Source organism: Streptomyces sp. NBC_01268 (assembly GCF_036240795.1).
Classification (GTDB): domain Bacteria; phylum Actinomycetota; class Actinomycetes; order Streptomycetales; family Streptomycetaceae; genus Streptomyces.
In genome coordinates this window covers 1,826,736-1,840,050 of sequence record NZ_CP108454.1, presented here as the reverse complement: position 1 = coordinate 1,840,050, position 13,315 = coordinate 1,826,736, and the positions used below count along the sequence as shown (strand labels likewise).

The following is a 13,315-nucleotide window of genomic DNA, read 5'->3' as shown; positions in this document are numbered from 1 at the left end:
CCACCTCCGTCGCTGGCACTTCGGCGATATGAGAGGGACGAACGAGAGCCGTCTCGTGTTCCATCGAAAATCGGATGGCGGCCGTCAGAGGCCCTCAGACGGCCGGAACCGACCCCCCGCGCGGGCCCGTGGAACCGTCCCTCAACCGCCGAACCGGCCCGCCCTCGCCACCACCCGGGCCAGCTCCGGGTGGCAGACGTCGCTGTGCTCCGACACCACCTCGGCCGCGTCCACGCTCACGCACCCCGACGCGGGCAGCCCGTCCCGCAGCACCGTTCCCAGGGTGCGGGCGGACATCCCGGGAACGGCCTGAATGCCGTCGTAGCCGAGGGCACCCCACCGGCGCCCGTCCTGCCCGAGGAGCGCGTCGTCGTCGCGCGACAGCCGGGAGGCCAGCGGATAGAAGACCCGCAGCGCGGTGTCGTGCCGCGAGTGGCAGGCCACCAGGGGGCCGTCCACCCGGTGCTGGAGGTCCGGGAGGGAGCCGCCGCGGCCGGGGGCGTGCGGGAGGCGGGCGGCGAACGCGTAGTGCGAGAAGGCGCCCTGGAGGAGGGTCACCGACTTCACGGTGCGGGTGCCGTCGGGCAGTCCCGGCAGCGCGTGCGCGACCAGCCGGCCGCCGAAGCTGTGCCCGGCGAGGTGGACGCGCAGATTCGGGGAGGTACGGGCGAGTTCGCCGAGTACGGGGCCGAGGCCCCGGGCGCCGACCACGCCCGCGCGGCGCTTCATCGTGTAGTACGTGGCCTGGCGCAGCGCCTCCTTCGCCCCCTTCCACAGCCGCTTCACCCGGTCCCCGCCGAACAGCGCCTCACCGCCCGCACCGGAGACTTCCGGCGAGCCGGCGTCGCCGCCCGAGCCGCCGCTGCCGCCCGAGCCGCCTCCTCCACTCCGCCCGTCCTCCTCGCCTGCGGCGGCGAACGCCGCGTACGTCGTCAGCGGATCGGCGACGAGGAAGGCCGGCACATCGGCGTCGGCCGGGTCGAGCAGCCCCACCCGGTCCGTGTCCGTCAGTTCCCGCAGCAGCGCCGCGAACTCGGCGAACGCCGACTCCCGCGCCGGTTCCGTGCCGGTCAGCTCCGCGAGCCGCGCCACCACCGCCGTCTTCCCGGGCACCGTGGCCGCGAGCGAGGCGAAGTCGGGGACGGGCTCGTCGGAGAACATCATCGAGGGCCAGACCGCCCCCGCGTAACCGAGCCGCACTCCCGGCCCTTCGAGGCCGGGGAAGGGCGCGAAGAACGACGAGTAGAAACGGGTCGCCACGGACGGCGAGTTGTTCCAGCCGTGGGCGAACACCAGCAGATCCGTGCAGCCTTGGCGGGCGAGCTCCCCGAGCCGGGCCGCCTGTCCGGCCGGCCCGCCGGGCCCGTCGCCGTCCTTGTCGAAGGTGATCTCGCGATACGGCCCGACACTCATCCCGGTCATGGCCCCGTCCCTCCGCGTCGAGGTGTGCCGTCGGCACCGGGATCCTTCCCCCGCGGAGGGACGGGCAGTCGTCAGCCGAGGTACCGCGCCGCCGAGATCTCGGGGAAGTGCACGACGGCGTCGTACGCGGTCGAGAGCCGCACCCCCACCACGTCGCCGTCCCAGGGGAAAGCGGTGCCGATCGACCGCGTCGGCCGGGCCACCGACAGCCACTCCCGGGCGGCCGGGGTCGCGGTCCGCAGGTCCAGCAGGAAGGGTCGGGAAGAGACCCGGTCGAGGACGTGCGCGTTGCTGTCGGCGCCGAGCGGGCCGACGGTGAACTCCCGTACGGGTTCGCCCGGAGTCCCCGTGTCGTGCGCGTTGAACGAGCCCCGCCCGAAGGTCGCGCCGATGCTCACGTACCCCTTGCCGAGCGCGTCCCGCAGGAAGGCGCCCTGGAGGCGCGGGTAGTGCTCGGGCCGGGTGGTCTCGTAGCCGACGTGCCCGTCGTGCGCGGACAGCAGCATCCGGTCGCCGGTGCGGCGCTGCCACCACACGGTGTTCTCGGCCATGACCCGGTCACGGTGGAGCATCGCCTGCGCGGCCTCGTCCTTGCCGGTCTCGCCGGTCAGGTCGTACGCGTACTCCGTGCCGACCTGGGCGATGGCCCGGGCGTGCTGCACCGCCCACGCGTGCGCCTCGCGGGCCGCGCGGTCCTTCCCGGCCGGCTGCTGCCCCTCCAGGAGGGCGAGGACCCGGCCGACGTCCGCCGCCATCTCCCTGCGCTCGGCCAGCGGCCTGGCCAGGTAGGCGTTCATCCAGGTGTCGACGGTGCCGGTCGGCCGGGAGCCGCGGTAGAGCTCCCGGACGCGGGGGAGCAGCGCCGGCCGGGTCCGGGCGACGTAGTCGGTGACCCGGTCGAAGAGCTCGGGGCCCGCGTAGCCGAGGTCGTTGCCCATGAACCGCACCGGGTGCTCGGGGTGGCGCTGGTTGTGCCGCCGCATCCAGGTGAACAGGTCGAGGTACTCCTGGGTGTTCCAGAAGCCGTACGCGTTCTGGAACTCGTCCCGCATGATCTTCCGGATGTCGCCCTTGCCGAAGCGCACGTAGTCGTCGACGAGCAGGCCGGTGCTCCAGTTCGCCTCCAGGGCGAAGGTGGTGAACCCCTGGCGCTCCACGAGCTGTTCGAAGATCCGGTGCTTGACGCGGAAGAACTCGCCCGAGCTGTGCGTCGCCTCGCCGACGCCGACGACCTTCGCGTTGCCGACGATCCGCTCCAGAGTCCGGGTGTCGGTCAACGGGCGTGCGGTGGAGGCGAGTTCGCGCACCGGGTCGGGGGTCGCGGACGCGTGGGCGAGGGCCGGGGCCGTGGGGGCGAGGAGGCCCACGCACAGGGCGGCGAGCAGGACGGTCAGCGGGCGTCGACGCGTCTGTCGGCGTCGTAGGGAAGTGCTCATGACCCTCAGTCAACCCGCGGGGCGCGGGCCGGGACATCCGGCCCGCACCCGCGCCCGCCCGGGGGGCAGCCCCCCCCTCAGCGGTAGAGCAGGTACTCCCGCCGGACCGCGCGGAACGCCGCCAGCCCCGCCTCCCAGTCCGCCGCCACCTCGTCCGCACTCGCGCCCGCGTCGATCAGCGTGCGCACCCGGCTCGAACCGGTCAGCTTGTCGATCCAGTTGTCCGGCCGCCACGCGAAACCGCTCCAGCTCCGGCGGGCGGTGACGAGCAGCGCGATCCCGGTGCGCACCGGGTCGAAGGCCGCCGGGTCGTGCACCATCAGCTGGAGCCCGCCCACCGTCTTCCCCTGGAACTTGGAGAAGGTCGGCGCGAAGTACGCCTCGCGGAAGCGCACCCCGGGCAGGTCCAGCGCGTTCGCCGCCGCCGCCCACCGGCCGTCGATCCCCTCCGCGCCGAGCAGCTCGAACGGGCGGGTCGTGCCGCGCCCCTCGGAGAGGTTGGTGCCCTCGAAGAGGCAGGTGCCCGCGTAGACGAGCGCCGTGTCGGGCGTCGGAATGTTGGGGCTGGGCGGCACCCACGGCAGCCCCGTGGTGCCGAAGAACTCCCCGCGCCGCCAGCCGGTCGCCGTCACCGTCTCCAGCTCCACCGGCCGCTCCAGGAACTCCCCGTTGAAGAGGCGGGCCAGCTCGGCCACCGTCATCCCGTGCGCCTGTGCGATGGGCTCGCGCCCGACGAAGGTCGCGTACGCCCGGTCCAGTACGGGGCCGAGCGCGGACCGGCCGGTCACCGGGTTCGGGCGGTCCAGGACCACGAAGCGCTTCCCGGCGAGCGAGGCCGCCACCATGCAGTCGTAGAGCGTCCAGATGTACGTGTAGAAGCGGGCGCCGACGTCCTGGATGTCGAAGACGACCGTGTCCACGCCCGAGGCGGTGAACACGTCGGCGAGCGGCGCGCCGCTCTTCAGGTACGTGTCGTAGACCGGCAGCCCGGTCGCCGGGTCGTCGTACCGCCCCTCGGAGCCGCCGGCCTGCGCCGTGCCGCGGAAGCCGTGCTCGGGGCCGAAGACGGCGACCAGGTCGACCCGCTCGTCGGCGTGCATCACGTCCACGATGTGCCGGGCCTCGGCGGTGATGCCGGTCGGGTTGGTGACCACGCCGACCCGCTGCCCGGCCAGCCGCGCGTACCCGTCGGCGGCAAGCCGGTCGAACCCGGTGCGCACCCGGCCGCCCCGGGCACCCTGGCCGGCGGCGCCGTCCGGGGCCGCGTGCGCCGCCGTCGACCCCGTGCCGGCCGCCGCGGCGGCGCCGAGCGCCCCGCCCGCGGCCAGCAGGCCACGTCTGGACAGGCTCATGCGGAAACCTCCTTGATCGCCTTCCCTGACATGGCCACGCACGCTAGCGCTCCACCGGCCCGCGCGGAACGAGGCGTACCGCCGGAGTCTTCCCCGGCTCCATACCGACCGGTTAGTCTGCCCGCACAACCGCTACGGAGAGGTGGACCGGCGATGAGTACGGTGCAAGGCGTCGAGGGCGCTGCGGTGGTCGTCACGGGAGCGGGCGGCGGCATCGGCGCCGCACTCGCCCGCAGGTTCGCCGCCGAAGGGGCCCGGGTCGTCGTCAACGACCTCGACCCCGGTCGCACCAAGGCCGTCGCCGACGAGATCGGCGCCCTCGCCGTGCCCGGGGACGCCTCCGGGATCGTCGAGGAGGCCCGCGCCGCGCTCGGCGGCACCGTGGACGTCTGGTGCGCCAACGCCGGACTCGCCTCGCCGGGTGACGCCTTCGCCGACGAGGAGGTCTGGGCCGCCGCCTGGGACGTCAACGTCATGGCCCACGTCCGCGCCGCCCGCGCGCTGCTGCCCGGCTGGCTGGAGCGCGGCACCGGCCGCTTCGTCTCCACCGTCTCCGCCGCCGGACTGCTCACGATGATCGGCGCCGCCCCGTACAGCGTCTCCAAGCACGGCGCGTACGCCTTCGCCGAATGGCTCTCGCTGACCTACCGCCACCGCGGCCTCAAGGTCCACGCCATCTGCCCGCAGGGGGTGCGCACGGACATGCTCACCGCCTCCGGAAGCGCCGGCGACCTCGTCCTCGCGCCCACCGCCATCGAGCCCGAGGACGTCGCCGACGCCCTCTTCGACGCCATGGCCGCCGACCGCTTCCTCGTCCTGCCGCACCCCGAGGTCGCCGACTACTACCGGGCCCGGGCGGCCGAGCCCGAACGGTGGCTGGGCAATATGAACCACATCCAGCGGAAGTGGGAAGGGGCGGGCGCGTGAGCCGACAGCAGGAGCAGCAGGGGCCGGAGCCGTACGGCGTCGGCGGTACGGGCTCGATCTACGCCGCCAAGCCCTGGCTCGGGCGTCTCAGCGCGGCCCAGCGGGCCCCCGTCAGCCCGCCGCCCACCACCCTGCACGCCTTCCGCGCCGCCGCCGCGCGCACCCCGGACCACCCGGCCCTCGCCTACTTCGACGGCCGCGTCTCCTACCGGGAGACCGACGCCCTCTCCGACTCCGTCGCCGGACACCTGGCCGCCCGGGGCGTCGGGCGCGGCGACCGGGTCGCGGTGATGCTCCAGAACAGCCCGCACTTCGTCCTCGCCCTCCTCGGCGCCTGGAAGGCGGGCGCCACCGTCGTCCCGCTCAACCCGATGTACAAGGCGGGCGAGGTCGGCCACGCCCTGCGGGACTCCGGCGCCACCGCCCTGGTCTGCTCCGACCGCGCCTGGGACGCCTACCTCCGCGACACGGCCGCCGAGGCCGGCGTCCGGATCGCCCTCACCGCCTTCGAACGCGAGCTCCAGACCCGCGACGACCCCCGCGTCCTCGGTTTCGACCGGGTCGCCGCCGACGCCCTCCAGGGCGCGGAGGACCTCCTCACGGTCGCCCGCGCGGGACACCCGGCCCCCGAAGGGCGCGAGCCGGGCACCGACGACATCGCCCTGATCAGCTACACCTCCGGCACCAGCGGCACCCCCAAGGGCGCCCTCAACCTGCACCGGGGCATCGTCCACAACGCCGAACGCCAGCGCACCGGCCACCCCGTCCCCGAGGGCGCCGTCTACTTCGCCCTCGCCCCGCTCTTCCACATCACCGGACTCGTCTGCGAACTCGGCGCCTGCTTCGCCAACGGCGGCACCCTCGCCCTCGCCTACCGCTTCGAGGCCGGCGTCGTCCTGGACGCCTTCCTGGAGCACCGGCCCGCCTACACCGTCGGCCCCTCCACCGCCTACATGGCGCTCGCCGCCCACCCGGCCGCCACCCCCGGCCACTTCTCCTCGTTCCTGGTGATGTCCTCGGGCGGCGCGCCCGTGCCGCCCGCGCTCGTCGAGAAGTTCCGCGCCGGCTTCGGCCCGTACCTGCGCAACGGCTACGGCCTCACCGAGTGCACCGCCCCCTGCGCCTCCGTGCCGCCGCAGTCCGAGGCGCCCGTCGACCCGGCCTCCGGCACCCTCTCGGTGGGCGTACCCGGCCCCGACACCGTCGTGCGGATCCTCGACGAGACCGGCGCCGAGGTCCCCTTCGGCGAGCAGGGCGAGATCGCCGTCCGCGGCCCCCAGGTCGTCCCCGGCTACTGGCGCCTCCCCGAGGCCACCGCGGCGACCTTCTCCGACGGCGAGCTGCGCACCGGCGACATCGGCTTCATGGACGCGGACGGCTGGCTGTACGTCGTCGACCGCAAGAAGGACATGATCAACGCCTCCGGGTTCAAGGTCTGGCCGCGCGAGGTGGAGGACGTCCTCTACACCCACCCGGCCGTCCGCGAGGCCGCCGTCGTCGGTGTGCCCGACGCGTACCGCGGCGAGACGGTCAAGGCGTACGTGAGCCTGCGGCCGGGCGCCGATGCGGGGTCCGCCGAGCTCTCCGCCTACTGTGAGCAGCGCCTCGCCGCGTACAAGTACCCGCGGGAGGTCGAGATCCTGGCGGAGCTCCCCAAGACGACAAGTGGGAAGATCCTCAGGCGGGACCTGCGGTCCCGGAAGTGAGCACCGGCATGGACGAAAGAAGGCGGAGCATGGCCAGGACGACGGACGGCAACGGGGTCCCCGTCCCCCAGAGGCTGCTCGCCGCCGCCACCCGGCTCTTCGCGGAGCAGGGCTACGACCGGACCTCCGTCCAGGAGATCGTGGAGGCGGCGGGCGTCACCAAGGGCGCCCTCTACCACTACTTCGGCTCCAAGGAGGACCTGCTCCAGGAGGTGTACTCCCGGGTGCTCCGCCTCCAGCAGGAGCGGCTCGACGCCTTCGCGGGCGCCGACGCCCCGGTGGAGCGGCGGCTGCGGGACGCCGCCGCCGACGTCGTCGTCACCACGATCGAGAACCTCGACGACGCCGCGATCTTCTTCCGCTCCATGCACCACCTCAGCCCGGAGAAGAACAAGCAGGTGCGGGCCGAGCGGCGCCGCTACCACGAGCGGTTCCGCGCCCTGATCGAGGAGGGCCAGCAGGCCGGGGTGTTCTCCGCGGCGACCCCCGCCGACCTGGTCGTCGACTACCACTTCGGCTCGGTCCACCACCTGTCCACCTGGTACCGCCCCGACGGCCCGCTCACCCCGCAGCAGGTGGCCGACCAGCTGGCCGACCTCCTGCTGCGGGCGCTGCGCCCGTAGTCCGGTCCGGCGGGATCAGAGGTACTTCCTCAGCTCCCGGCGGGCCAGTGACCGCTGGTGCACCTCGTCGGGGCCGTCCGCCAGCTTCAGGGTGCGGGCCCCGGCCCACAGTTCGGCCAGCGGGAAGTCCTGGGAGACCCCGCCGGCACCGTGCACCTGGACGGCCTTGTCGATGATGTCGACCACCGCGCGCGGGGTGGCGATCTTGATCGCCTGGATCTCGGTGTGCGCGCCCCGGTTGCCGACGGTGTCCATCAGCCAGGCCGTCTTGAGGACGAGCAGCCGCAGCTGTTCGACCGTCACCCGGGCGTCCGCGATCCAGTTCTGCACCACCCCCTGCTGGGCGATGGCCTTGCCGAACGCGGTACGGGAGACCGCGCGCCGGCACATCAGCTCGATCGCCCGCTCGGCCATGCCGATCAGCCGCATGCAGTGGTGGATCCGGCCGGGGCCGAGCCGGGCCTGGGCGATGGCGAAGCCGCCGCCCTCCTCGCCGATCAGGTTCGAGGCCGGGACCCGGGCGCCGTCGAAGAGCACCTCGGCGTGGCCGCCGTGGGAGTGGTCCTCGTAGCCGTACACCTGCATCGCGCGGCGCACCTCGACGCCGGGGGTGTCGCGCGGCACCAGGATCATCGACTGCTGGCGGCGCGGGTCGGCGCCGTCCGGGTCGGTCTTGCCCATGACGATGAAGATCCGGCAGTCGGGGTTCATCGCCCCGGAGATGTACCACTTGCGCCCGTCGATCACGTACGAGTCGCCGTCCCGCCGGATCCGGGTCTCGATGTTGGTCGCGTCGGAGGAGGCCACCTCGGGCTCGGTCATGGCGAACGCCGAGCGGATCTCGCCCGCGAGCAGCGGCTCCAGCCACTGCTTCTTCTGCGCCTCGTCGCCGAACTGGGCGAGCACCTCCATGTTCCCGGTGTCGGGGGCGGCGCAGTTGAGGGCGGTGGGGGCCAGCTGGGGGCTGCGGCCGGTGATCTCGGCGAGCGGCGCGTACTGGAGGTTGGTGAGCCCCGCCCCGTGCTCCTCGTCGGGCAGGAAGAGGTTCCACAGCCCCTGGCGCCTGGCCTCGGCCTTCAGCTCCTCGACGACCGCCGGGGTGTCCCAGGGGGAGGCGAGCCGGGTGCGCTGCTCGTGGGCGACGGCCTCGGCGGGGTACACGTGCTCGTCCATGAAGGCGAGGAGCCTGGCCCGCAGTTCCTCGGTGCGGGCGTCGTACGCGAAGTCCATGACGGGTCAGCCTTCCTGGAGGGTGGTGAGGCCGTGCTCGATGAAGACGGGGACGAGCTCGCCGATGCGGTCGAAGCCGGCGCCGACGGTCTGCCCGAGGGTGTAGCGGTAGTGGATGCCCTCCAGGATCACGGCCAGCTTGAACCAGGCGAAGGCCGTGTACCAGGAGACGGCGCTCGTGTCCCGGCCGGAGCGGGCGGCGTAGCGCTCGATCAGCTCGGCGGGCGCGGGGTGACCGGCGGCGGACGCGGTGGTGGAGATGGGGGAGTCCGGCAGCTCCAGGGGAGCGCTGTACATGACGAGCAGCCCGAGGTCGGTGAGCGGGTCGCCGAGGGTGGACATCTCCCAGTCGAGGACGGCCTTGATGCGGTCGTCCGCACCGATGAGGACGTTGTCGAGCCGGTAGTCGCCGTGGACGACGGCGGGCGCGGGCGAGGTGGGCAGGCCGCGGCCGAGGGCGGCGTGCAGCTCGTCGATGCCCGGCAGCTCACGGCCCCGGGATGCGGCGAGCTGCTTGCCCCAGCGGCGCAGTTGCCGGTCGAGGAAGCCCTCGGGGCGCCCGAAGTCGTCGAGCCCTACGGCGGCGGGCTCCACGGCGTGCAGGTCGACGAGGGTGTCGACGAGCCCGAGGACGGCCTCCCGGGTGCGGGCGGCGCCGAGCGGGGCGAGCTCGGCCGCCGAGCGGTACGGCGTGCCGGGCACGAACTCCATGACGTAGAACGGCGCTCCGAGCACCGACTCGTCCTCGCAGAGCACGACCGTCTCCGGCACCGGCACGGCGGTGCTCCGCAGGGCGCTGATGACCCGGTGCTCGCGCTTCATGTCGTGCGCGGTGGCGAGCACGTGCCCGAGCGGCGGCCGTCGCACGACCCAGCGGCCGGTCCCGTCGGTCACCCGGTACGTGAGGTTCGACCGGCCGCCCTCGATCAGCCGGGCCGTGAGGGGGCCGGTGACGAGCCCGGGACGCTCGCGGTCGAGGAAGCCGCGCAGCCGCTCGGGGTCGAGACCGGGCGGCGGGGAACCGGGCGGTGGGGTGGAGCTCATACGGGGATACCTCCGGGATCGGCGTCGGCGTTCATGATGACCGACCAGTCGGTATGTCGTCCAGGGGGGGGGCGACGGGACGGGCCTGCACGCCTCTGGCCTTCCGTCCCTGACGCTGAATAGAGTTCACATATGGATTCAGCGCTGTGCGTCGACACCGTCCGGCTGACCCCGGTCCTCATCGCGGACCCACCCCTCCTCAACACCCAGGGCGTCCATCAGCCCCTCACCCCGCGCCTGGTGGTCGAGGTCGAGACCAGGGGTGGGATCACCGGCCTCGGCGAGACGTACGGCGACACGAAGTACCTCGCCCTCGCGCGCCCGCTGGCCGAGGCGCTGCCCGGCCGGTCGGTCACGGATGTGAACGGCTTGTTCCGGCTGGCGGAGGAGGTGTGCGGCGCGGCGCCCGCCACGGGCGTGGACGGCAGGGTCGACGCCGGCGGACTGCGCGGCGCCCAGACCGCCGACAAGCTGCGCCTCTCCGTCGTCTCCGCCTTCGAGACCGCCTGCCTGGACGCCCTCGGCAGGACCCTCGGCGTCCCCGTCCACGCGCTGCTCGGCGGCCGGGTCCGCGACGAGGTCGAGTACAGCGCGTACCTCTTCCACAAGTGGGCCGCCCACCCGGGCAGCGCCCCCGACGCCTGGGGCGAGGCCCTCGACCCGGCCGGCGTGGTCGAGCAGGCCCGCCGCTTCGTGGACGCCCACGGCTTCGGCTCGTTCAAGCTGAAGGGCGGCGTCCTCCCGCCCGGGCGCGAGAGCGCGGCGATCCGCGCCCTGGCCGACGCGTTCCCCGGGCGGCCGCTGCGCCTCGACCCCAACGGGGCCTGGTCCGTCGACACCGCCCTCGCCGTCGCCGCCGAACTCGGGGACGTGCTGGAGTACCTGGAGGACCCGGTCACCGGCACCCCCGCCATGGCCGAGGTCGCCGCCCGCACCGAGGTGCCGCTGGCCACCAACATGTGCGTGACCGCCTTCGAGGAGGTGCCCGAGGCCTTCGCGCGCGGGGCGGTACGGATCGTCCTCTGCGACCACCACTACTGGGGCGGCCTGCACCGCACCCGCGAACTCGCCGCGCTCTGCCGCACGTACGGGGTCGGGCTCTCCATGCACTCCAACACGCACCTGGGCATCAGCCTCGCCGCCATGACCCAGGTCGCCGCGACCCTGCCACGGCTCACCCACGCCTGCGACACCCACTACCCGTGGCAGACCGACGACGTCGTCACCGTCCCGCCCCGCTTCCGGGCCGGCCGCCTCGCCGTCTCCGACGCACCCGGCCTCGGTGTCGACCTGGACCGCGACCGCCTGGCGGACCTCCACCGGCGCTGGCTGGACGACGACGGGACGCTACGGGACCGGGACGACGCGGCGGCCCTGCGCAGGGCGGGCGCGGGCTGACCGGGGCCGGGCGGTGGTGGGCGCCGTCACGCGTGGCAGGCCACCGGGACCCCGCCGTTCATCGCGGCCATGTCGCCGAAGACCGCCACCGGGTCCAGCGGATGCCCTTCCGGCAGGCCGTCCAGCTCCGCGTACGCCCGGTGCAGGTTCGCCACCAGCCGCTCGCTCTCCCGCCACGCGGCGAACTCGCCGAGCTCCGCGCCCCGGGCCGTCTCCAGCGGCGTCGCCCCCTTCGCGCGGCCCTCCCGCGCCAGCTCCCGCACCCACAGCAGGTACCGCTCGGTCGCGTCGTACGCGGAGGGGTCGGTCACCCGGCCGTGCCCGGGCACCACCGTGGGCGCGTCGAGCGAGCGCAGCAGGTCGAGCGCGCGCAGCGAACCGGCGAGCGAGCCCATCGGCAGGAAGGGCGTGCCGCCGTGGAAGACCAGGTCGCCGGTGAAGACCACGCCGTGCCCGGGGAGATGGACGATCGAGTCGCCCGTCGTGTGCGCCGGGCCCGGGTGGATCACCCGCACCTCCACCTCGCCGACGTACAGCGTGAGGGAGTCCCGGTACGTGAGGTGCGGCGGCAGGATCTCGACCCGGCCGAAGTCGGTCTGCGGCCACAGCAGATGGAGCTGGTGCCCGGCGGCGAGCTGCTCGGCCCGGCAGTTCTCGTGCCCGATGATCCGGGCCTCCGGCTGGAACACCCCGTTGCCGTAGGTGTGGTCGCCGTGGTGGTGCGTGGAGACGATCGTGCGCGGCGCGGCGAGCCCGGCCTCGCGGACCGCGTCGCGCAGCAGCAGCGCCCGCCGCTCGGTGGCGGCCGTGTCGACGAGCAGCGTCTCGCCGCCGTCGCCGAGGAAACCGGCGTTGTTCAGGCACCAGCCGCCGTCGGGCTGGACGAAGGCGTGGACGTTCGGCGCGAGCGCGACCACGTAAGGATCGGTGGCAGGCAAAGGAGTTCCCCCGGATGAGAGCCCGACTGGACAGGGGAAGGGTGCCAGTCGGGCCGGGTCCGGGGGAAGCCGGGGCCACGTCGGACGGCGCCGGGGTCAGTGGTCGTCCCAGTGGTTGCCGTGCTGCGCGTGGCGGTGCCCGTCGTGGGCGTAGTCGACGTGGTCGCCGTGCGGGACGGCGGCGTGCCCGCAGTCCGGCCCGTGCGTGTGGTCGGGATGGGTGTGCGCCACGTGCGCGGTGGACTCGCACTCGTCCCAGTGCCCGGCGTGCTCACGGTGCAGGTGCCCGTCGTGCGCGTAGTCCGTGTGGTCCCGGTGGGGGACGGCGGTGTGACCGCAGGACGGGCCGTGGCTGTGGGCGTGGGTGGCGTGCTCGTGGTGGGTGACGGTCATGACTCCGCCTCTGCGAGGGGTCGGCTGACCACCTCAGGCTAGTCCGTCATGTCCGTTTCTTCAGATGTGTGGGCGCGCCCGCCTCACAGCAGGACCGCCACCGCGAACCCGGCGAACGCGATCGTGCACAGCGCCGTGAGCCAGGCGCTCCGCAGCGACAGCGGCCGCGGCCGGGCCGGGCCGAGCGACTGGATCCTGCGGTGCGCCACCGCGAGGAAGCCGATCCACACCAGGGCCGAGAGCCCCGCCGCGAGCAGGCCGGTCGCCGTCACGCCGTCGTGGATCGCCTGCTTGCCCGCGAGCACCGCCGCGACCGTGCACGACAGGGTGGTGCGTCGCCAGGCCAGCCGGGTGCGCTCGGGCTGGAGCCCCGGGTCCCGGAGGGCCGGCCCGCCCCCGTCGCCCGGACCGGTCACCGTCCGGCCCAGCCGAAGACGACGACCACCACCATCGCGACCGCGACCACCGCCACCGCCAGGCTCAGCACCGCCGGGAAGCGGGAGGTCGGCAGATCCTCGCCGCGCCGCATGGCCCGCTCGCAGCGCACCCAGTGGTTCACGGCGCGCAGCGCGCACAGCACGCCGGCCGCGAGCAGCGCGAGCGCGAGTCCGACCCGGACGCCCCAGCGCAGGTCCGGCAGGAACTGGTCCACGGCGAAGCCGCCGCCGATCAGCGCGAGCGCGGTCCGGATCCAGGCGAGGAAGGTCCGCTCGTTGGCCAGGGAGAAGCGGTAGTCGGGGGTCTCGCCCTCCTCCCGGAGGCGCTGCGGCGCGAACCACAACCGCAGGCTCTGTATGAAGTCGCTCACGCGGGCACCCTATCCGTCGGATGATCACACCGCTCGAC

At 73.9% G+C, this 13,315-nt stretch carries 13 protein-coding genes; 4 read left to right on the top strand and 9 right to left on the bottom strand.

Translation table 11 applies throughout. From position 1 onward, the window contains the following. Positions 1-141 precede the first annotated feature (141 nt). The 3 genes from OG309_RS07925 to OG309_RS07915 form a co-directional block, all read right to left on the bottom strand. Positions 142-1,422 carry a serine-threonine protein kinase gene (locus OG309_RS07925; RefSeq protein ID WP_329419281.1) on the bottom strand — a complete coding sequence of 427 codons (1,281 nt, stop codon included), beginning with the start codon at positions 1,420-1,422 and terminating at the stop codon, positions 142-144. Between the two features lie 71 nt (positions 1,423-1,493). Further along, positions 1,494-2,858, bottom strand: coding sequence for an erythromycin esterase family protein (locus tag OG309_RS07920; RefSeq protein WP_329419279.1), 1,365 nt, complete (start codon positions 2,856-2,858; stop codon positions 1,494-1,496). Positions 2,859-2,935: 77 nt separating this feature from the next. After that, the gene (locus OG309_RS07915; RefSeq protein ID WP_329419277.1) at positions 2,936-4,210 is read right to left on the bottom strand and encodes an exo-beta-N-acetylmuramidase NamZ family protein; all 1,275 of its coding nucleotides are present in this window, start codon (positions 4,208-4,210) and stop codon (positions 2,936-2,938) included. 153 nt (positions 4,211-4,363) lie between these two features. Between OG309_RS07915 and OG309_RS07910 the strand changes: the two genes are divergently transcribed. Genes OG309_RS07910 through OG309_RS07900 form a run of 3 tightly spaced genes read left to right on the top strand, consistent with a single transcriptional unit; the run spans position 4,364 to position 7,466 of the window. Then, positions 4,364-5,137 carry an SDR family oxidoreductase gene (locus OG309_RS07910; protein WP_329419276.1) on the top strand — a complete coding sequence of 258 codons (774 nt, stop codon included), beginning with the start codon at positions 4,364-4,366 and terminating at the stop codon, positions 5,135-5,137. After that, positions 5,134-6,843, top strand: coding sequence for an AMP-binding protein (locus OG309_RS07905; RefSeq protein WP_329419275.1), 1,710 nt, complete (start codon positions 5,134-5,136; stop codon positions 6,841-6,843). The genes OG309_RS07910 and OG309_RS07905 overlap by 4 nt, the downstream gene beginning before the upstream one ends. A gap of 29 nt (positions 6,844-6,872) precedes the next feature. Continuing rightward, a complete protein-coding gene (locus OG309_RS07900) occupies positions 6,873-7,466 on the top strand; it encodes a TetR/AcrR family transcriptional regulator (protein ID WP_329419273.1) in 594 nt (197 codons plus the stop codon). Between the two features lie 15 nt (positions 7,467-7,481). On the opposite strand, the gene OG309_RS07895 is transcribed toward OG309_RS07900, so the two are convergent. Then, complete coding sequence (locus OG309_RS07895; protein ID WP_329419271.1) at positions 7,482-8,696, bottom strand: acyl-CoA dehydrogenase family protein; 1,215 nt, start codon at positions 8,694-8,696, stop codon at positions 7,482-7,484. 6 nt (positions 8,697-8,702) lie between these two features. After that, positions 8,703-9,740, bottom strand: coding sequence for a phosphotransferase family protein (locus OG309_RS07890; protein WP_329419270.1), 1,038 nt, complete (start codon positions 9,738-9,740; stop codon positions 8,703-8,705). Between the two features lie 132 nt (positions 9,741-9,872). Here OG309_RS07890 and OG309_RS07885 point away from each other — a divergent pair, with 132 nt between their 5' ends. Continuing rightward, positions 9,873-11,138, top strand: coding sequence for an enolase C-terminal domain-like protein (locus tag OG309_RS07885; RefSeq protein WP_329419268.1), 1,266 nt, complete (start codon positions 9,873-9,875; stop codon positions 11,136-11,138). Between the two features lie 26 nt (positions 11,139-11,164). Here the strand turns inward: OG309_RS07885 and OG309_RS07880 are convergent, their stop codons facing one another. From OG309_RS07880 to OG309_RS07865, 4 genes are all read right to left on the bottom strand, one after another. Beyond that, positions 11,165-12,076 carry an MBL fold metallo-hydrolase gene (locus tag OG309_RS07880; protein WP_329419266.1) on the bottom strand — a complete coding sequence of 304 codons (912 nt, stop codon included), beginning with the start codon at positions 12,074-12,076 and terminating at the stop codon, positions 11,165-11,167. A gap of 96 nt (positions 12,077-12,172) precedes the next feature. Continuing rightward, positions 12,173-12,469, bottom strand: a complete 297-nt coding sequence (locus tag OG309_RS07875) for a hypothetical protein (RefSeq protein WP_329419264.1) — start codon at positions 12,467-12,469, stop codon at positions 12,173-12,175. 83 nt (positions 12,470-12,552) lie between these two features. Beyond that, positions 12,553-12,885, bottom strand: a complete 333-nt coding sequence (locus OG309_RS07870; RefSeq protein WP_329419263.1) for a DUF202 domain-containing protein — start codon at positions 12,883-12,885, stop codon at positions 12,553-12,555. Beyond that, complete coding sequence (locus tag OG309_RS07865; protein WP_132914678.1) at positions 12,882-13,277, bottom strand: YidH family protein; 396 nt, start codon at positions 13,275-13,277, stop codon at positions 12,882-12,884. The genes OG309_RS07870 and OG309_RS07865 overlap by 4 nt, the downstream gene beginning before the upstream one ends. Between the last annotated feature and the right edge of the window lie 38 nt (positions 13,278-13,315).